This is a genomic window from Leptolyngbya sp. FACHB-541 (assembly GCF_014695875.1).
Classification (GTDB): domain Bacteria; phylum Cyanobacteriota; class Cyanobacteriia; order Elainellales; family Elainellaceae; genus JAAUTN01.
Genome location: NZ_JACJPC010000018.1, coordinates 69,016 through 87,716, shown reverse-complemented (window position 1 = coordinate 87,716; position 18,701 = coordinate 69,016). Strand labels below are relative to the sequence as shown.

12 protein-coding genes are annotated in these 18,701 nt (G+C 50.2%); 9 read left to right on the top strand and 3 right to left on the bottom strand.

The genetic code is table 11. The features are described from left to right. A complete protein-coding gene (locus tag H6G00_RS02655; RefSeq protein ID WP_190642445.1) occupies nt 1-258 on the top strand; it encodes a hypothetical protein in 258 nt (85 codons plus the stop codon). A gap of 301 nt (nt 259-559) precedes the next feature. Here the strand turns inward: H6G00_RS02655 and H6G00_RS02650 are convergent, their stop codons facing one another. Then, entirely contained in the window at nt 560-868 is a 309-nt protein-coding gene (locus H6G00_RS02650; protein WP_199318273.1) for a hypothetical protein, read from the bottom strand. Nucleotides 869-1,209: 341 nt separating this feature from the next. Here H6G00_RS02650 and H6G00_RS02645 point away from each other — a divergent pair, with 341 nt between their 5' ends. The 7 genes from H6G00_RS02645 to H6G00_RS02595 all read left to right on the top strand — a co-directional run bounded on the left by H6G00_RS02645 (nt 1,210) and on the right by H6G00_RS02595 (nt 14,601). After that, nucleotides 1,210-1,374 carry a hypothetical protein gene (locus tag H6G00_RS02645; RefSeq protein WP_190642444.1) on the top strand — a complete coding sequence of 55 codons (165 nt, stop codon included), beginning with the start codon at nt 1,210-1,212 and terminating at the stop codon, nt 1,372-1,374. Between the two features lie 761 nt (nt 1,375-2,135). Next, nucleotides 2,136-3,197 (top strand): response regulator, encoded by a 1,062-nt coding sequence (locus H6G00_RS02640; protein ID WP_190642443.1) that lies wholly within the window; start codon nt 2,136-2,138, stop codon nt 3,195-3,197. Nucleotides 3,198-3,692: 495 nt separating this feature from the next. After that, nucleotides 3,693-4,070, top strand: coding sequence for a response regulator (locus H6G00_RS02635; protein ID WP_190642442.1), 378 nt, complete (start codon nt 3,693-3,695; stop codon nt 4,068-4,070). Further along, the gene (locus H6G00_RS02630; RefSeq protein ID WP_242042088.1) at nt 4,009-4,587 is read left to right on the top strand and encodes a chemotaxis protein CheW; all 579 of its coding nucleotides are present in this window, start codon (nt 4,009-4,011) and stop codon (nt 4,585-4,587) included. The genes H6G00_RS02635 and H6G00_RS02630 overlap by 62 nt, the downstream gene beginning before the upstream one ends. 174 nt (nt 4,588-4,761) lie before the next feature. Further along, complete coding sequence (locus H6G00_RS02625) at nt 4,762-9,378, top strand: GAF domain-containing protein (protein ID WP_190795515.1); 4,617 nt, start codon at nt 4,762-4,764, stop codon at nt 9,376-9,378. A gap of 2 nt (nt 9,379-9,380) precedes the next feature. Next, entirely contained in the window at nt 9,381-13,859 is a 4,479-nt protein-coding gene (locus H6G00_RS35100) for a response regulator (protein ID WP_242042087.1), read from the top strand. Between the two features lie 181 nt (nt 13,860-14,040). Then, on the top strand, nt 14,041-14,601 hold the full coding sequence (locus H6G00_RS02595) for a chemotaxis protein CheW (RefSeq protein ID WP_190795514.1): 561 nt from the start codon (nt 14,041-14,043) through the stop codon (nt 14,599-14,601). Nucleotides 14,602-14,761: 160 nt separating this feature from the next. On the opposite strand, the gene H6G00_RS02590 is transcribed toward H6G00_RS02595, so the two are convergent. Continuing rightward, nucleotides 14,762-15,277, bottom strand: a complete 516-nt coding sequence (locus tag H6G00_RS02590; protein ID WP_190795513.1) for a hypothetical protein — start codon at nt 15,275-15,277, stop codon at nt 14,762-14,764. 226 nt (nt 15,278-15,503) lie between these two features. Next, nucleotides 15,504-16,940 carry a calcium-binding protein gene (locus H6G00_RS02585; RefSeq protein ID WP_190795512.1) on the bottom strand — a complete coding sequence of 479 codons (1,437 nt, stop codon included), beginning with the start codon at nt 16,938-16,940 and terminating at the stop codon, nt 15,504-15,506. Nucleotides 16,941-17,443: 503 nt separating this feature from the next. On the opposite strand from H6G00_RS02585, the gene H6G00_RS02580 reads away from it, so the two are divergent. Further along, the gene (locus tag H6G00_RS02580) at nt 17,444-18,673 is read left to right on the top strand and encodes a PucC family protein (protein ID WP_190795511.1); all 1,230 of its coding nucleotides are present in this window, start codon (nt 17,444-17,446) and stop codon (nt 18,671-18,673) included. The last annotated feature ends 28 nt before the right edge of the window (nt 18,674-18,701 follow it).

The following is an 18,701-nucleotide window of genomic DNA, read 5'->3' as shown; positions in this document are numbered from 1 at the left end:
ATGAGTCAGCTTTTGTGGATTGCGATCGCCTGGATTGGTGGAACAGCCCTAATCCTCGGTAGCCTGATGACCCTCGGTAGCCTGCTGCTGTTTTTAGTACCCGCTGGAGCAAAACCCGCTGCTAAAGGAAATTCAACTAGTTCGACTTCCCCTCGACCCTGGCAAAATCAGCTAAAACTGTTGTTGCTCTCGCTCTCGCTGACGCTTGCAGGTTTGGGACTACTCAGCCTATTTCCCTTTCCTCAAGGAAGTCTCTGAGGATACAGTCTCTCGGTAATCGTAGCAACTACATCTTGCACAGGGTCATCAAGTAACCCTTAATAACAACCTTTGCACTTTCTTTGCAGAACTTATGGGCGAGCGCTTCACCAGTTTTAGTTGCGGCTCCGGTAATGCTCGTCACTTTTCCTGCTAATCGTCCACTCGTGAAAGAAACTTTTTATTCATATGCTTACTCCAACTATTGTTGAGAGAAAAGCATTTGACATCCATAAAAGGTAGGGGATGGATAAAGGAACAGAGGGAATAGAAATAATCTATTACTTCTATTCCCTCACTACTATTTGTCCTGTCCTTCTACGTACATAGGTGGCTCAACCGCAAAATTGTCGAGTCGTCCTGACTCGTCTAGCACATAGCCGTGCGTGGTTGGCAAATCTGAACCTTCTTCTTGCTCTTCTTCTGCCTTAATGTTGCGAATGTTCTTTTCCACATCTACATTAGAAGGAATTTCCGCGTCAGGCGCATTTACATCAGTAGCCTGGGCAGTCTGAACCGCCCACTGGTCGCCCGGAGCGCCACGTCCTGGCTCTGCCTCTCTCGGATCTCCAGGAGTAGCGGCTTCTCTACGGTTCATTGGATCACTCATAAATAGGTCCTATTATTGCAATAAATTACAGTCAGCGCGATCGCCCCACAGCTATTTCGCATCAAGCGGCTGTCTGCAAGAACTCGCAACCGACTATTTGTCACCATACTTGAGCCGCAGCAAGGTGCGCTCCATCGTCAGTAAGAGCTGGCAAACTTAACTCTATTTCTTCGGTCAGGTTTTAAGTCTGAGTAGTTTCGCTGCCGTGCTATTACTGCTAGCGGAAATTAGATCAAGTAAACCCGTTCAAGTTTGAGTTTGACTTCCATTTACGTTCAGATGCAGCTTTAAAAAATGGTGGTGTCAACCAATCATTCTTTTAGTTCGCGCTAAGTTTGGTCGTGAAATTAGTATTCTGGTTTCAGCAAGAAATGTATAAACTAAAGCACCAGGAAGCGGCAAAAATGGTATGGGCAAACGCTTCTACTCAGTTTTCTAGCTTCTTGCAACTCTTCGATAAAAGAGGCGATCGCCCTCCACCCAATCTTTTAGGGCGGAAAATCTGATCTAGTTAGCTAAACTCAACTTAAAAACTAAGTTAACTGTATAAAAAAGTTCCTGAATTTTCTACATACAGATAGAAACATAGGAATTGCTTTAACTTTACATACAGCTTTTGCCTCTTTACCCGTATTTTATCAACTTTGAATGAGATCCTGATAGCATTGAGTACAACAAACAGGATGCCTATCTTTATTTTGGGACTAAGCGAAGTATTTCAGTTTTCAGAGGATGCACTGCCGCTTTTGAGTTCTACCAGACGGACTTAGTATCCAGCTCAAAGCTGCACAGGGTTTAAGCATTTGCCTCTCAAACTGTTGTGATGTGACCCAACAAAGACTGAATCTTTTATTACTTGTCACTTGTCGCTAGCGATTTGGTGACCCATGTTCTTCTTCGGCTCAATCAGAATTCTCAGCAGCCTAGTTGCAAGCAGTCTACTTCTAATGAAGCAAAATTGAACTTGTCAGCACCAACGGGGCAAACTCTGAGTTCCGCAGTTGCCAAAGTTATCTCTGATGTAAATTCAACAAAATTCTTTTGCCAATAATTGGAGCTTGCACAGAGACATTCAGGGGTTGCTAGACGACTGAAGGCAGGGGTTTAAGCAGCATTTAACTTAGCCTTCACTCGGTCAGCGATCGCCAAAGCCAAAGCGTTTTTTGGAGATTCCCCACAAGATTCAAACAGGTTTTAAGTGTGGTTTTCGCAGCAAAACTCAAAATTCTCTAATCGTTACTCCTTGAACTGAAGCAGAGTGGAATCAATGAACACCCTTTCTATGTCTAGCTACAGACCTTTTCAGAAGTTGCATCCCCTGAGCTTACTGGCACAGCTTTCAAGCCGGCAAGCAAGTGGTTGCTTACAAGTGGCAACTAACTCTGCCTCATGGTCAATCTATTTAGAGCATGGCAAACTCACTTATGCCTCTAACTCGATCGATCCATTTGATCGGCTCGATCGCCACTTGCGTCGCCTCAGCGCTCAGGTTCCGGCTTTAGTTAGCGCGATTCGCGTCCAGGTGCGCCTGCTGTTTGAAACGGCAATGGAGCATCAGCCGACTCAGAGCCGTGATTACCAAGCAGTTTGCTGGTTAGTTGAGCAACAGTATCTCACTACGGCTCAAGCTGCCATGTTGATCGAAGACTTGGCTAAAGAAGTTGTGGAATCCTTTCTGGCGATTAAAGAAGGCAATTATGAATTAGTCGATCGCCAACGGTTTAATGAGTTTCCGATCTTCTGCCATCTCGACCTACGCTCACTGGTTGAGCATTGCCAGCAACAGTTGCGCAAACGGCAGTCAGGCTCAACCTTTGCCTCTCCAGTCGTGCGTCCCGATTTTCTCAATCGGAATGGTGGCGATCGCCCCAAAACCCCACAAAAGCCGTCTGTTGTCGTTCAACCCAATGCAGCTTACCCTCCAGCATCCATTCCCACTCAACCTGCCCAGCCTGCTCCAAAAACCACTTACACAATTGCCTGCATTGACGACAGCCCAACAGTTTTAAATGCAATCAACTCATTCTTGGATGACAAAAGTTTCTCGGTTTTGATGATCAACAATCCAGTCAAAGCCCTCATGCAAATCGTGCGGAGCAAACCCGACCTGATCTTGCTGGATGTAGAAATGCCTAACCTCGATGGGTATGAGTTGTGTTCACTGTTGCGTCGCCACTCATCCTTTAAAGACACGCCAATCATCATGGTGACGGGCAACACTGGCTTTATCGACCGGGCAAAAGCCAGACTTGTAAGAGCTTCTGGCTACTTAACCAAGCCTTTCACTCAGTCAGATCTGCTGAAGATGGTATTTAAGCATTTGACCTGATTAAGGGTTAGAAGTTGCGAATTAGGGATCAGGTAGGGGCAGGGAGCTAGTCGCAGGTTGGGTGAAGTTGTAGGTTGGGTGAAGCATAGCGGAACCCAACTTAAGGGATAGTGGCAGGAAGTTTGAAAAGTTTCCCTGTTTCTGTTGCTATCCTTCAAGATTTCCTAAATTCGCCTTAAAAAGGGGACTTTGACTTTCAGTAGAGATAGCTCTGATTCCTCCTGCCCAAGAGGGGCGAGGAGAGGATTGAGTGCAACCACTTTAACTGTTCAATCACCCTTTAACAGCGTCTTCAATTCCGCGTTTGATCCAATTTATTGGAGTTGCTTCAAATAGCTAAACCTCTGAGCTGTATGGGTTACGCTGCGCTAACCTATCCTACGGCTCTTTCCAACCCTAGCCCCCAGCCCCCAGCCCCTAGCCCCCCTAAATAAAGTCCAAGTCGATCCGGATCACAACCACAATCGCTGTTAATTGGTTTGAGGACAATCAAGGATGAGCATTACTTTGATGGGCACGATTTTGATCGTCGAAGATACCGTATCTGAGATGGAGTTGATGAGCCACTATTTGCGGGAGAGCGGCTACGTCATCATCAATGCAGGCAGCGCAAAAGAGGCGCTCAACAAAGCGATCGAAGAAAAACCAGATATCATCATCACCGATGTGGTGATGCCTGGAATGAGTGGCTTTGAGCTATGTCGCAGCCTCAAAAAACATCCCGTTACAGCCCAAGTACCCATCATTATTTGTACCTCAAAGAATCAGGAAATCGACCGACTTTGGGGAATGAAGCAGGGAGCCGACGCCTATGTCACCAAACCGTTTACCCGAGAGCAACTTATTCGTGCCGTCAAGTCCATCGCAGGCTGATATGCCCAATTCGGCGCTGATAACGCCCAATTCGCTGCCTAATTTACAGCCAGGCCGTCAACAAAAGCCTGTAGGAGATGCTTACCTCAGGTTCCGCCTGGGGCAACAAACTCCGGCGGTGTTTTCGATGAAACACGTTCAGGAAGCGCTCATCCTACCTGTGCATCGCCTTACACCCATGCCTAATATGCCTGCCTGCATGTTGGGGTTAATGAATCGCCGCAGTCGCGTCATGTGGGTCATTGACTTGGCGCAGCTTTTAGGACTGCCTGTGCTAGATACGAGTGTGCGGCAATATAGCCTGGTGATTATTCGGGTGGGTTCGATCCCGCTGGGTTTGGGGGTGCAAAAAATTGAAGGAATTGCCTGGTTAACCGCTGAATCTATCCAACCTCCACCGGGACAGGCTCCATCTAGCTTGCTCCCCTATTTGCGTGGATGTGTTTTGCAGCAGCAGGAAATCTCGCTGGTGCTAAACGCTGAAGCCATCGTGCAATCGTCAATTTTGCATTCTTAACTTTTGCCCCCGATTGGTTTTGCCTTTGTCTTGTTTGAGTTGACTAGCTCGCTTGCCAGTGAGTGGACAGATAGCAAGTGAGTTGGCTTTTGCCTGACCCCCAGGACACCAACCGTATTTAGTCTGATCCATTGATATTCACTTCTGTCCACTTACCTACCCAAGATCTACGCTATGGCTAATCGGACGCATTCCAATGGTAATGGTGATTTGAACCCCTCCCAAATCACTACTCCCCTGTCAGCTATCTTTTCGGATGATTCAGCAAGTCAGGCAAACCAGGCTGGTCAAGATCCACTGGAAGCGATCGCTCCCACTGATGATCAAACCAATTTATTCGCAGATTTTCCTGAGGCAACTCTGGTTGAGGATGAGGCGAATGAGTCCATTCTTCCAGAAGATTCCTTATCCCAAAGTGTTCCTGAAAAGCCACGCGGTGCATCGCTAAACCAGCAGCTTTTAACCACTGTATTACCTAGTATGTTGGTGCCGCTGGGTGTGGTGGGTTTGATGGGCTACAGCATTGCAAACCAGCGAGCAGCAAAGGTCGTCGAGCGAGATTTACAGGATCGGGTATTGGCAGCGGGTGAATCGGCAAACGATTTGCTGCAAGAGGCGCTCAAAATTCCCACGGTTGTGGCGACTGACCCGCCTGTAATTGATTTTGCTAACACGGCGGCTCAGGAAGCGGAATTGATTGGGCTAACTCAGGAGCCAGTTGAGCAGGCAGAGCAGCGGTTTGGCGCAACAAAACTGGTGCTTGACAGCGGCATGAATGATTATGTCAGCCGTGCCGCGCAGGTGGGGCAGTTTGTCGAATTTTCGGTGACTGAGCGCTACGGCTTTAACATTGCTTATGATCGCAAGCCCTCTGATTTTGTTCAGAGCGATGAGGGCTGGTGGCAGCAAGCAAAGGATGGCGATAGCCCGGTGATTGAGTTGGGTTTTGATAGTTCAACGAATACAGCGAGTGTGGCGTTGACGCAAGCGATCGCTGACCCCAACACGGGTGAGTTTCTGGGAACCGTGCGCGGTGTTTTGCCTGCCAGCTATTTCAATCGGGCACTCCAAGCGTTAGGCAATGCGGCGCTATCTGGTTCTGAGCAGGTACAGATTCTTGCGACCACTGTCGATGGCAATGCGATCGCCCTTAGCACCCTCACCGCCCAAGGCAGCAGCGAAGGTGCGGAGGTTCTGGGAGGAGACGCGGTTAAGCAGCAGGTGGCAAATCTGGTGGCCCGCTCTCAGGCAACTAGCACTCAATCTCCTGGCGGCACTTTAGTTGTAGAGGCAGTGGCAAATCAGAATGGCGATCGCACCCTACTGACTAACGCGGTGGCAGACGGCAGACTCTACAGCTTGGCTACTATTCCTGGCACCAACTGGATCGCCGTCGCCTCGGTTGACCAGAGCGCGACCGATAGCTCTGGGCGTGGCTGGGTGCTGCTGTTTGCCTCGCTGTTTGTAATTATGGGGGGTGTGGCAGCGGCGATCGCCACTCATCTGGCGCGACGGCTGTCCGGTACGATGAATCAGCTTACCCAGGTGGCTGAGCAGGTTGCCGCTGGAAATCTCAACGTCTACGCCGAGGCAAAAGGCCCCGCTGAAGCCCGTCGCCTGGCTCACAGCTTTAACCACCTGATTACGCAGGTCAAAAGTTTGCTGCAAAAGCAAGCTGAGGCGGTTAAACAGGCCCAATTCTTTACTGATATGGCCAGTGCTGCCAGCCGAGGCGACAACCAGCGCGTGTTTGACCAGGCTGTGCAGGCTGCGAAAAAGCAACTGACGGTCGATCGGGTGGTGATTTATGCCTTCGAGCAAGACTACAGCGGTATCATTGCTGCCGAGGCAGTTGATCCGGGTTGGCCGCGTGCGCTCAAAGACAAGATTACCGACCCCTGCATTCCCAAGCAGATTTTAGAGGAATATCGGCGCGGTCGTTTTGTGCCCACGAGTGACCTTCAGGCAACCGACTATTCCCCTGCCCACAAGCAGCTTTTGCAGCGGCTAGAGGTGAAAGCAAACCTGGTTGTGCCAGTCGTAGCAGGTGAACGGCTGCTGGGTCTGCTGGTGGCGCACCAGTGTTCTGGCACGCGAGTCTGGAAGCAGTCTGAAATTGGTTACCTACGAGAACTGGCGGCTCAGGTTGGGCTGGCGCTAACAGGAATGACTCTGGCAGCCCAAAAAGCAGCCGAGGCTGAGCGGGCACAGATCCTCAAGGATGTCACCCTGAGAATTCGGCAGTCGCTCAACACCAACGACGTTCTGCAAATGTCGGTGGATGAGGTGCGCCGAGCCATCAAAACCGACCGCGTGGTGATTTACCAGTTCAACCCCGATTGGAAGAGTGGCACCGTCATCGCAGAATCAATTGTCTCTGGCTGGATCAAAGCAATGGGGCAAATTATCAATGACCCCTTGGGCGAAGGTGACATCGATCGCTTTAACAGTGGACGCATTTGGACAAGAGACAACATTGAAGAAGCAGGATTGACCGACTGCCACTGCGAGATCTTGCGAAAGCTCCAGGTCAGGGCAAATATTGTTGCGCCGATCATGCGAAACGGTAAGCTGTTTGCTCTGCTGTGCGGGCACCAGTGTTCTAACCCGCGCATTTGGCAAGATTCAGAAGTCGATCTGTTTTCTCAGTTTTCCGCCCAGATTGGGTTTGCGCTTGACCAGGCGTTTCTGCTTGAACAGCAAACGGTCGCCGTTCGTCAAGCAATGCAAATTAACGAAATTACCTCACGCATTCGAGAAACACTTCAGCTTGAGCAGATTTACAGCACTGCCGTCAGCGGCGTCCGGGAAGCGATGAGATGCGATCGCACCCTCGTTTATCTGTTTGACGACAAGTGGAAAGGTAAAGTCGTTGCAGAATCCGTCGGGCGCGGCTTCCCGGTAGCCCTGGGTGCAGAAATTGATGATCCTTGCTTTGCCGAAAGCTACATCAGTAAGTACGTCAAAGGACGAGTTCACGCCACTCCCAACATTTACGAAGCCGGACTCACCGACTGCTATCTAAAGCAGCTAGAGCCGTTTGGCGTAAAAGCAAACCTGGTTGCGCCGATTCTAACCGACAAAAAGCTAGTGGGTCTGTTGATTAGCCACCAATGTTCTGGTCCACGCGATTGGAAAGAGAACGATATCACCTTCATGCGGCAGGTTGCTATTCAGATTGGCTTTGCGCTTGATCAGGCACAACTGCTGAGACAGCAAGCGACCGTCGCTGCTCGCGCCAAACAGCTCAACGAAATCACCTCCCAAATGCGAGAGTTTCTGGAGCCGGAAAACATCTACAGAGTATTACTACAGAACACTCGCGAAGCTCTAGAAGTCGATCGTGCGATCGTCTACCTGTTTGACGAAAACTGGAAAGGCAAAGTCATTGCAGAATCAGTCGCCCGTGGCTTCCCTGTTGCCCTCAATGCCAATATCAACGACCCCTGCTTTGCCCAGTCCTACATTGAGAAATACAAGCGGGGACGGGTACAAGCACTCAACAACATTTACGAAGCAAACCTCGACAAATGCTATCTCGGACAGCTAGAACCCTTTGAGGTAAAAGCCAATGTCGTCGCCCCAATTCTGATCCACGACCATCTATGGGGATTGCTGGTGGTTCACCAATGCTCTGGACCAAGGGAATGGCAGCAGATTGACATTGACTTTGTTTATCAAGTTGCCGTCCAGCTTGGGTTCGCTCTGGAGCAAGCCAAACTGTTTGAGCAAAAGGAACAGGCTCGAATCGCGGCTGAAGCTCTTTCAGAAGAACGGCGTCAGCAAAAAGAAGAAATTCAGCGGCAGTTGGTTGATTTGCTCACTGACGTAGAAGGCGCATCCAGAGGAGACCTGACCGTGCGGGCAGACGTAACCGCCGGAGAAATCGGTACGGTTGCAGACTTCTTCAACTCCATCGTGGAGAGCCTGCGGCAAATCGTAACCAAGGTGAAACACTCTGCTTTGCAGGTTAACGCTGCCCTGGGCGACAACGAAGGCGCAATTCGCCAACTAGCCGATGAAGCTCTGCGGCAAGCCGATGAAACGACGCGCACGCTCGACTCAGTTGAGGAAATGACGATTTCGATTCAGGCGGTGGCAAGCAACGCGAAGCAGGCAGAAACGGTCGCTCGAATGGCCTCGATGAGTGCTGAGCAGGGTGGCATAGCAATGGACTTGACCGTGCAAAACATCCTCAGTTTGCGTGAAACAGTCGGCGAAACTGCCAAAAAGGTGAAGCGTCTGGGTGAATCATCTCAACAAATCTCCAAAGTGGTGTCGCTGATTAACCAGATTGCACTGCAAACCAACCTGCTCGCCATCAACGCCGGAATTGAAGCCGCTCGTGCTGGCGAAGAAGGACAGGGCTTTGCAGTGGTTGCAGAAGAGGTGGGCGAACTGGCTGCCCGCTCTGCCGCTGCCACCCAGGAGATTGAGCAAATCGTGGAAAACATTCAGCGTGAAACCAGCCAGGTGGTTGAAGCAATGGAGCTAGGTACCACTCAGGTGGTCGAAGGCACGCGCCTGGTCGAAGATGCCAAGCAAAGTCTGGGACAAATCCTAGAAGTGTCTCACCAGATTGACCAACTGGTGCAGTCTATCTCCCACGCCACGGTATCTCAGGTGCAAACTTCTCAATCGGTCAAAGAATTGATGCAAGAAATTGCACTGGTGTCCAAGCGCACCTCTGTCTCGTCTCGCCAGGTTTCTGGCTCTCTGCGGCAAACGGTGGAAGTTGCCAAAGAGTTACAAGCGTCCGTTGGTACCTTCAAAGTCGGCTCTGAGGCTTAGTAATGTCAAAAGACAAGGAACTCGAAATTCAGCTCCAGTTTCTCGACGAAGCGTTGGAGTATCTGGGTACGCTGGAAGATGCCTTACTGGGGCTAGCAAACGGTCGCATTGATACAGGCAAGATCAATGCTGCGCTGCGGGCGGCTCACTCGATTAAAGGCGGCGCGGGAATGATGGGGTTTCATGCCCTGAGCCATCTGGCCCATCGGCTAGAAGACTCGTTTAAGGTACTGAAAACGCAGAAGGCTTCGCTGGAAATTGACGGCGAACTGGAGGGCTTGCTGCTCTCTGCGGTGGACTGTTTGCGGCATGTAATTGGCTGCGATCGCCACAATGTTTCCCTCGATTCTCGCTGGCTGGACTATCACGCCAACCCCATCTTCGACCAACTGTATGAACGATTGGGTGATCCCCAGGCAGAGGATGCAACCTCTGTGCTGTCACCCGAAGAAGGTCAGGACATTATTCCGCTGTTCTTCCAGACCGAGGTAGAAGGTTGTTTGCAGCGGCTGGAGTCGGTGCTGGCAGACCCAGAAATGCCATGCCTATACGAAGAGATCGCGATTTTGGCGCAAGAGCTGGGCGGGCTGGGCGAAATGCTTCAGCTTGCGTCCTTCACCAAACTGTGTGAATCGGTGGCAGGTTATCTAGAAGCGGCTCCTGATCAAACGGAGGCGATCGCCCGACAAGCGTTGCAGGCATGGCGGCGATCGCAGGCCCTCGTCTTAACGGGTAACCTGGATAGCCTACCGGAAGCGATTCAGATAACGGGCATCGAAGTTGGCACTGCCCCGGCTCAGCCCATCATCGCCGAGGAGATGGAAGCCCTCTGGGTCGATCAACTGTCGGCTGAGTTTCCGAATGAGGCTGAATCTGAATCTCTCACAGAAACTTTCTCAGATTTTGCAGCGGATGCAGTACTAGAAGCTGAGATGGATTCTTTAACAGAATCTACTTTTGCAGATCCGATAGAAACTGCTGGATTCAGCGACCCGTTTGAGCAAAATTCACTGAGTCAGACCGAGTTCGACCGCGCAGATTTTGCTCAGTTTGCCCAGGCTAATTTTGCTCAAACTGATTTTGACCAGTTTGCTCCAGAGTCAACAGCAGATCTCGACCGGTTTGAACAGGAAGATTTCTACCCAGTTGAGGTCGAGCAAGTCGAGGTTAAGCAAGTTGAGGTTGAGGTTGAGCAAGTTGAGCAGGCTGATTTTGCTCAGGCTGATTTCGACCAGGCTGATTTTGCTCAAACCGATTTTGACCAAGCTAGTTTTGCTCAAACTGATTTTGACCAAGCTGGTTTTGCTCAAACTGATTCTGTCCAAGTTGATTTTGACCAGGCTGGTTTTGCTCAGACTGATTTTGACCAGGCTGATTCTGAACAAGCTGATTCTGAACAAGCTGATTTTGCTCAAACTGATTTTGACCAAGCTGATTTTGCTCAAACTGATTTTGACCAAGCTGGTTTTGCTCAAACCGATTTCGACCAGGCTGATTTTGACCAAGCTGATTTTGACCAGAGTTTTGCTCAGGCTGATTTTGACCAAGCTGGTTTTGAGCAGGCTGATTTTGCTGCCTTTAATCAAGCGATCGCAGACCAGGCTGCCTTTGACCAGAGTTTTGAGCAGGCTGATTTTGACCAATCCTCTTTTGAAGAAGCATTTAACAATGCAGGAAATGGCCTAACGGCGGCAGATGAAAGCGTTCAACTGCCGTTTATGCAGACAGAGTCCATTCCGTCGCAGTTGGATCAGGCTCAATCTATTCAACCTACCCAGCCCACTCAGCCTACCCAGCCCATTCAGCCTAATCGTCCCACCCAGTCCTCACCAGAGGTTCAACCCGTACAGCCGAGAGTTGAACAAGCGCAATTTAGTCAACCTCAATCTGATTCAACTCAGTTCACAACGCAGCCTACTCGAACGCAGCCTACTCGACTGGAGCCTGTTCGGACGCAGCCTGTTCAGCCCCAAATCACTCAACCGCAACCAATCCAGTCCCAGTCTCCGAGTTCCCGTCCCCCCCTGCGTCAGCCCCGCTCTGCTGAATCTGTTGTCGAGCCTAAGACTCAAGTCGTTCGACCTCGTCCGACCGCATCAGAGCCAGAAGCACGGCCGATGAATTTTCGAGCGCTGGAGGCAAAGGCAGACACCACGCCACCCCCCATTCGAGAAAGCCAGGAAAACACGGTGCGGGTGCCGCTCAAGCAGTTAAATCAACTGAATGACCTGTTTGGCGAACTGACCATCGAACGGAATGGTCTGGATATGCATATGAAGCGGATGCGGGCTTTGGTGCGAACGCTCAGCCATCGAGTACAGGTTTTGGAGCAGTCAAATGCTCAACTGCGGACGGCTTACGATAAGGTTGCAACGCAGGCGATCGCCTCTGAAGCCGCGCCGTCACTGGTCGGAGCCAACAGTTGGGCTAAACAGAATGGCTACAGTGATCTGGATAACTACTTGTCAAATAGCGGTTTGTCAAATAGCGGTGACGGTAGTTTTAGGGAAGAGGGCGATCGCCATGAAAGCACCGATTCCTCAGACATTAATAGCAACTTTGACGTACTGGAAATGGATCGCTACAGCGACCTGCACCTGCTGTCTCAGGAAGTGATGGAAACCATCGTCCAGATTCAGGAAGTCACCAGCGACATTGAGCTAGGGCTAGAAGACACCGAACAGACCACCCGCGAACTCAACAAAACTTCCCGTCAACTTCAGACTAGCCTGACGCAAGTGCGGATGCGGCCGCTTTCAGATGTAGTCGATCGCTTCCCCAGAGCCTTGCGCGAACTCTCACTCCAGTACGGCAAACAGGTTGAGCTAAAACTGCAGGGTAGCAGCACTCTGATCGATCGCAACATTCTTGAAGCGCTCAACGATCCGCTCATGCACCTGTTGCGAAATGCCTTTGATCACGGCATCGAAGATCCTGAAACTCGCAAACGACACGGCAAATCAGAGCAGGGCATCATCGAAATTACTGCCGCTCACCGCAGCAACCGCACCATCATCACGATTAGCGACGATGGTGGTGGCATTCCGCTCGATAAGATTCGGGCTCGTGCCCGTCAAATGGGGCTAGACCCAATGCTGCTAGCGGCAGCCAGCGACGAAGAACTGCTCTCTCTCATCTTTGAACCGGGCTTTAGCACCACCGATCGCGTTACAGCGCTCTCTGGTCGCGGCGTTGGCATGGATGTAGTACGCGACAACCTGAAGCAGGTGCGCGGCGAAATCACCGTCAATACGCAGGCAAACGTTGGTACCACCTTTACACTCTCCGTTCCATTCACGCTCTCAGTGGCACGAGTGCTGTTAGCCGAGAGCAACGGTATGCTGCTGGCATTCCCCACAGATGCGGTGGAGGAAATGCTGGCACTTCAGTCTGAGCAAGTGATTTCCGCCGCAGGCAGTGAAGCCTTTGAGTGGCAAGGCAGCATGGTGCAACTGATTCGCCTGTTCCGCTGGCTAGAGTTTCGCTGTCCCCGTCAAATCAGTCGGCTGGAAGCGCCCCCAACCATCAACTCGCCCACCATTCTCATGGTCAGCCAGGGAAGCCAAATTATTGGCATCCAAGTAGACCGCTGTTGGGGTGAACAGGAAGTTGCGATTCGGCAGGTTGAGGGGAATCTGCCCATGCCCAGTGGCTTCACCAACTGTACGATTTTGGGCGATGGTCGTGTCGTTCCCCTGGTTAACATTCCAGAACTGTTGCACTGGATTACCAGCTACGAGCGCTCTAGCATTGTGCCGGTGGCAGAACCCACTTTTCAGCAGCCTGTACCTCCCTCTTCCCCCAATCTGTTTACGTCGCAGCCTTCCTATCCCTCGGCGTATCCTCAATCCTATACGCCGTCTCATTTCCCTTCTCAACTTCCGGCTGCACCGACTCAACCTGCTTACCCGCCTTCTCAACTTCCGGCGGCTCCTGTCCAGCCCGTTCAGTCGCCTGCTCCGATCTCGGCTCCGGCTCAGCCGTCTTATCCTGCGGCGCAACGCCCGGCTTACCCTGTTTCTGCGCTTTCGTCTAACTATGCAGCCCTGACAGAACCTGCGCTGCCGATTCCGACTGCGCCCTCTATGCCACCCTCTAAGCCAACCATCCTGATTGTGGATGACTCGATTAACGTTCGCCGCTTCCTGGCGCTGACTTTAGAGAAAGCCGGATATCGGGTTGAGCAAGCCAAAGATGGTCAGGATGCTCTGGAAAAACTGGCGGCTGGACTCCAGGTGCAGGCAGTGATTTGTGACATTGAAATGCCTCGGTTAGATGGCTATGGATTTTTGGCGAAGGTGAAGGCGAATCCGGCGTGCGATCGCATCCCCATTGCCATGCTCACCTCCCGCAGTGGCGACAAACATCGCCAGCTTGCGATGAGTTTAGGCGCAACGGCATACTTCTCCAAGCCTTATAACGAACAAGCCCTACTGCGGACCTTAGAACAACTGATCAACACCCCAACGGCTCAACGCTAATGCAACAAAGAAGCCAACATTGACCTGACAGATACCTTTCAGAGCAGTTAGCTAAACGGGCAAGGAGGCGATGAAATGACGGTGAATTAATCACGGTGAAACTCAACATGGTGGGCGCTGTCCACTCTACAAATCGTTCATCCCTCATTCCTCATCCTTCATTCCTCATTTCGCCTTCTCTATGGCACTCCCTTCGTCGTTCGCTTACCGCCGCGCCAGCCGCAAGGTTGAGCCTAGCCAACAGCTCATTGCCTTTCGGATTCATCATGAGTGGTTTGCGCTGCCTATTCTGGTGGCTCAAAAAGTCATTCTGTTGGATAAGTTACACGATTCGCTGTTTAACACAGGGGCTAGTGTTGCTTTCTATCAAGAAGAAGAACTGGTGGTGTTAGATATAGGGCGGCGAATTTTTGGGGAGGCGATCGCCAAAGCAGCTAATCCCGACGAACCACTTGCTCCTAACCACACCACTACTCAAATTCAGTTTGTTAATCAGCAACGCTATTTAGTCATTGTGGATAGCTTTCATGGAGAGCCTATAGGACTTCTCTTAAACTCACAGCCTAGCCTACGCCGAGTGCCTCAGTCAGCCTTTTCGCCCTTGCCTCCCAATCACTTTGCCGAGGGTGGAATTCGCTGTGTCCATGCTCTCGTCACGTCGATTCAAGGTCACCCCCCCCTGTTTCTGTTGAACTTGCACCAGTTGCTTGAACCCGTCACTCATCATTTTTCTGGCTATTAAATGAGCCCAAAGGTAGGATGGGCAAAGCAACGTTTGCTCATCCCACAAGTAGTTACTCCCTTCCCGTCCAAAGACTATGTACCAAAAGATTAGGGATGTATCCCGCGTTGCGGGATACATCCCTAATCTTTTGGTAAGAAAGGAGTAGGATGCTAAAAATTTAGGCTGCTAAAACCAGGTCAACCTCATTGGTGCCGCCGGTTTCACCCTTGCCAGATTTAATTTGGTTGTTATTTACCTCAATCGCAAATGGAGTCCCGTCTAGCTCCAGGTTATAGTCCGTCTTGCTAGAGGTATATCCTACACTGGCGATCATTTCGCGCCCTTTGCCCGTATAGACGAACGCTAGCATCTGGTCTTTGTTTTGCTCGTTGTCATGTGCCCAAATCACCATATATTGTTTGTTTTGGTAATCAAACACTTTGGGAGGACGGGTTGGTACATAGCGTCCAGCTTTGCCAAAGCTAGCATCTAGAAATTGCTGGACTGAATTTTGCTCTACATTGACATAACTCACTTCCTGGGGAGACTGTGCTTCAACGTCACCCTCTTTTTCATCTCGTGTTTCTTCCTTACCCCGATTTCTCAGATAGTCGGTAGCAACTTTAGTGCCGATCGCACCCACTGCTACAACTCCTGCGCCAATCAACAAATTTCGAAGATTTTGGTTACTCATTCTTTATTTCCTCATATACACCAACGGCTCAGCAAACTTGTCTGAGCTATTCTAAACCTTACTTATTGAGAATAGTCTTCACTTACACAAGTTTCCTTCAAAGTTATGTTAATTACTTTCTACGATGTGTAGGTTAAGACTACATATAGATCTGACTTACAGAAATAGGGGCTTGGCATCGCCAAGCCCCTACACAAGAGGATAATGTGATTAGTTAGTCTGCGCTTTAGGCTACAACAGAGATGTCAGTGTAGTTGAGAGCAGGTTTGCCAGACAGCGTTGCGAGTTTAATCTGTCCGACAGCTCCTGTACCATCCAGATCCCAGTACAGAGCACCTGTGGTGTTGTTGTAGATGAAGCGATCGCTAGCATCTCCAGCAGACGAACCTAGCGTAAACTGAGACGCAGCAAGCACCGTGTTGGCGACTAGACCACCCCGGAAGCCCGCAGCAGAGACAACGATGGTATCTTTGCCCGCTACGAAGTCAGTGATGGTGTCAATTCCTTGGAAGGGATTGTCGTAGACAAATTTGTCAGCACCACCGCCTCCTGTGAGCCAGTCTTTGCCATCTCCACCTTTGATGGTGTCGTGGTATTTGCCGCCAGTCAGGGTATCATCACCTGCATCACCGTAAAGAGTGAGCGGAGTTTTGGTATTCTTGCCGTCAAAAGTATCGTTGCCTTCTCCCCCATAGAATCTTACCGATCTTACATCAGTGCCTGTGAGGTCATCGACAACGAAGCTGTCATCGCCGCCCAATCCACTCACTTTGAAGGCTTCAGCATTATCAACGGTGAGTGTGAAAGGGACTAAGTTAATTCGGTCAAAGATGGCTTTGCCGCCTTCTGCTTTCAGGGTGAACTCATCTCCCTGCTGGCGTGCGCCGTTGACTTCGATTACATCGTAGCCAACTCCACCGTCCATCAGGTCGCTACCGTCACCATTGTTCCAGACAAGACGGTCGTTGCCTTGCTGACCATACATTCTATCATTGCCGCGATCGCCCACTACTACGTCGTGACCTTTGCCCCCATAGAGGTAGTCATGAACACCGCTACCAATCAGCAAATCATTACCTGCATCCCCATAGGCGATGACTTTGGTTTCGGAATCACTTGCATCTAACTTATCATAGCCGTCACCTCCAGAAAATTTCACCAGTTTGACATCAGTACCTGTGAGGCTATCGACATCCAAGCTGTCATTACCACCTAAACCATTGATATGGAAGGCTTCCGCTTCGTCAACAGTGAGTGTGAACGGAACTAAATTAACTCGGTCAAAGATGGCTTTGCCACCTTGTGCTTTTAGGGTGAACTCATCTCCCTGATCACGTGCGCCATTCACCTGAATCACGTCATAACCAATGCCACCGTTCATCAGGTCGCTGCCGTCGCCATTGTTCCAAACGAGAACATCGTTGCCTGCTTGACCATACATTTTGTCGTCACCGCGATTGCCTACGACAACATCATTTCCGTACTCTCCGTAGAGGGCATCTTTGCCGTCTCCACCGTAAATCTTGTCGTTTCCTTTGCCACCTCTGACGATATCATTGCCTCCTTTGGCATAAACAGTATCGTTGCCACCGTACGCCAAAATTACATCAGCTAGATCAGTTCCAATAATAGTTTCGCCGTTGTTGGTGCCTTTAATAGTCATGTCGGTTTCTCCTTTTCACATTTAGTCGGGTTAGGAAAGCAAGTCAGTCTGTGGGCAACAGTTGCCCTGAGATTGCAGGTCTTTCGTTGGGGGAAAGAGCGTTTAGATATCTGCTAACGATGAGAGTGAGAGAAACAAATAGGATTTGAAGGTATTTCTCGACTAAACCGTTTGCAGATTAGAGAATCAAACCTTAGTTAGCGAATTCGTTTCAGAAACTTTTCTGAGTAATTTGCCATGTTGTTTGAAGGTTCTCTCTGTGGAAGGCTTGTTCATCGGGTTTGTTTAACCCATGAATACAAGTTAGGGCACCTTTTTGATTTGATCAGCATGAGAAAGTCAGAAAAGGTCAGATGCTTTTTGAACGACTAGGTCAGAAAAATGTAAAAGGTAATATTTACAGCAATGAATCGGTGATAAGGTGTGGTCAACTTGTAGCACCCTTTTATAGATCGTCACTCTCTTTTTTGAGAAATACTTTGAGGAATACATGGTGCAAGACTATGAAAGCGAACCAACTTTCTTTAGCTCAATCACAAGCTGTTGTTTTGTGGCTGCCTGTGGCTGCACTAGCTACTGTATATGGCTCAATTACCTTAAGCTGGGTTGTGTATCGTGTGCATTTAGCAGAGCTTGTGACGCAATTGGGGTTTGCGCCTACCTTTGCGCCGCAACTGCTGTTAATTGAAACTTTGCTAGCGATCGCTCTAGAACCCCTAGCGGGACGGCTCTCTGATCAAACTCAACAACGTCAACGTAATCGCTTTCCACTGATTTGGGTTGGCGCTGCGTTGACCGCAGCTTTATTTGCGATCATTCCCTTACTTGTGACCCACATAGGAGCAACTCAACCCAATGGTTCTATCCGCTGGTTGGTGCCCGTGCTGTTAATTTTATGGGCGATCGCCATTGGCATCCTTCGCAGTCCAGCCTTGGCGCTGCTGAGACACTATGCTGCTACGGTGCGCCTGTCTCAAGCAGCAAGTTTACTCACCTTGGCAGCAGGGCTGGCCGGAGCCGTAACACCACTGGGAAGCGCAGCCCTGCGTGAGTTGGGTTATGGGACAACCTTTATTGCTGTAGCAATTCTGCTGTTGGTGACGGTAGGGTGTTTGAAGTTTTTCAACCCCCCTTCAATGGCAATCTCGGGCTTGAGAAATACCGCCGCGATCCGTCCTTCACTGCTCTCTTTGGGACTCATTTTTGGCATCGGTGCAACGGTGACGTTGGTGTTTCGACTGGCGATCGAAATTTTTCCTAAAGTGCTCAAAGCACAACTGCCCGATAGCGATCCACCCTTCTTCATTGGCTTGGTTTTCCTGGCGATCGCCGCTTTTGCCATTCCAGCGGGTTTAATTGCTGCTCGGATAGGCAATTCTAGAGCCATGTTGGTTGGATTGGGAGCGATCGCGGCCTTACTGGTGTTGCTCAGCCTCACTGTCAGTTCTCCTATGGCAATCATCCTGGCGATCGGCTTAGGAATTGCTTACAGTCTGGTATCCAACGGAACATTCCCACTAGTGTTGTCGGTTGTTTCTCCGAGGCACGCAGGGTTAGCGATCGGCTTGTTTTTTGGTGGAGCCGCAGCCACTGCCAGTGCATTTAGTATATTCTTTGGCAAGCCAGAAGCACTGTCTGTTACGACTGGAATTTGGCTTGGGCTAATTTCTCTTTTAGTCGCAGCAATTTGTGTTACGGTGCTCAAGCCAGAACATGGCGCTGCAACCGGCTGATATGTCTGTTCTATGTTCGTACTGCCCA

Bases quoted from the DNA above. Each gene is read 5' to 3' on its own strand.
- H6G00_RS02655 (WP_190642445.1), top strand. From the start codon at position 1: ATGAGTCAGCTTTTGTGGATTGCGATCGCCTGGATTGGTGGAACAGCC.
- H6G00_RS02650 (WP_199318273.1), bottom strand. From the start codon at position 868: ATGAGTGATCCAATGAACCGTAGAGAAGCCGCTACTCCTGGAGATCCG.
- H6G00_RS02640 (WP_190642443.1), top strand. From the start codon at position 2,136: ATGAACACCCTTTCTATGTCTAGCTACAGACCTTTTCAGAAGTTGCAT.
- H6G00_RS02635 (WP_190642442.1), top strand. From the start codon at position 3,693: ATGAGCATTACTTTGATGGGCACGATTTTGATCGTCGAAGATACCGTA.
- H6G00_RS02630 (WP_242042088.1), top strand. From the start codon at position 4,009: ATGTCACCAAACCGTTTACCCGAGAGCAACTTATTCGTGCCGTCAAGT.
- H6G00_RS02625 (WP_190795515.1), top strand. From the start codon at position 4,762: ATGGCTAATCGGACGCATTCCAATGGTAATGGTGATTTGAACCCCTCC.
- H6G00_RS35100 (WP_242042087.1), top strand. From the start codon at position 9,381: ATGTCAAAAGACAAGGAACTCGAAATTCAGCTCCAGTTTCTCGACGAA.
- H6G00_RS02595 (WP_190795514.1), top strand. From the start codon at position 14,041: ATGGCACTCCCTTCGTCGTTCGCTTACCGCCGCGCCAGCCGCAAGGTT.
- H6G00_RS02590 (WP_190795513.1), bottom strand. From the start codon at position 15,277: ATGAGTAACCAAAATCTTCGAAATTTGTTGATTGGCGCAGGAGTTGTA.
- H6G00_RS02585 (WP_190795512.1), bottom strand. From the start codon at position 16,940: ATGACTATTAAAGGCACCAACAACGGCGAAACTATTATTGGAACTGAT.
- H6G00_RS02580 (WP_190795511.1), top strand. From the start codon at position 17,444: ATGAAAGCGAACCAACTTTCTTTAGCTCAATCACAAGCTGTTGTTTTG.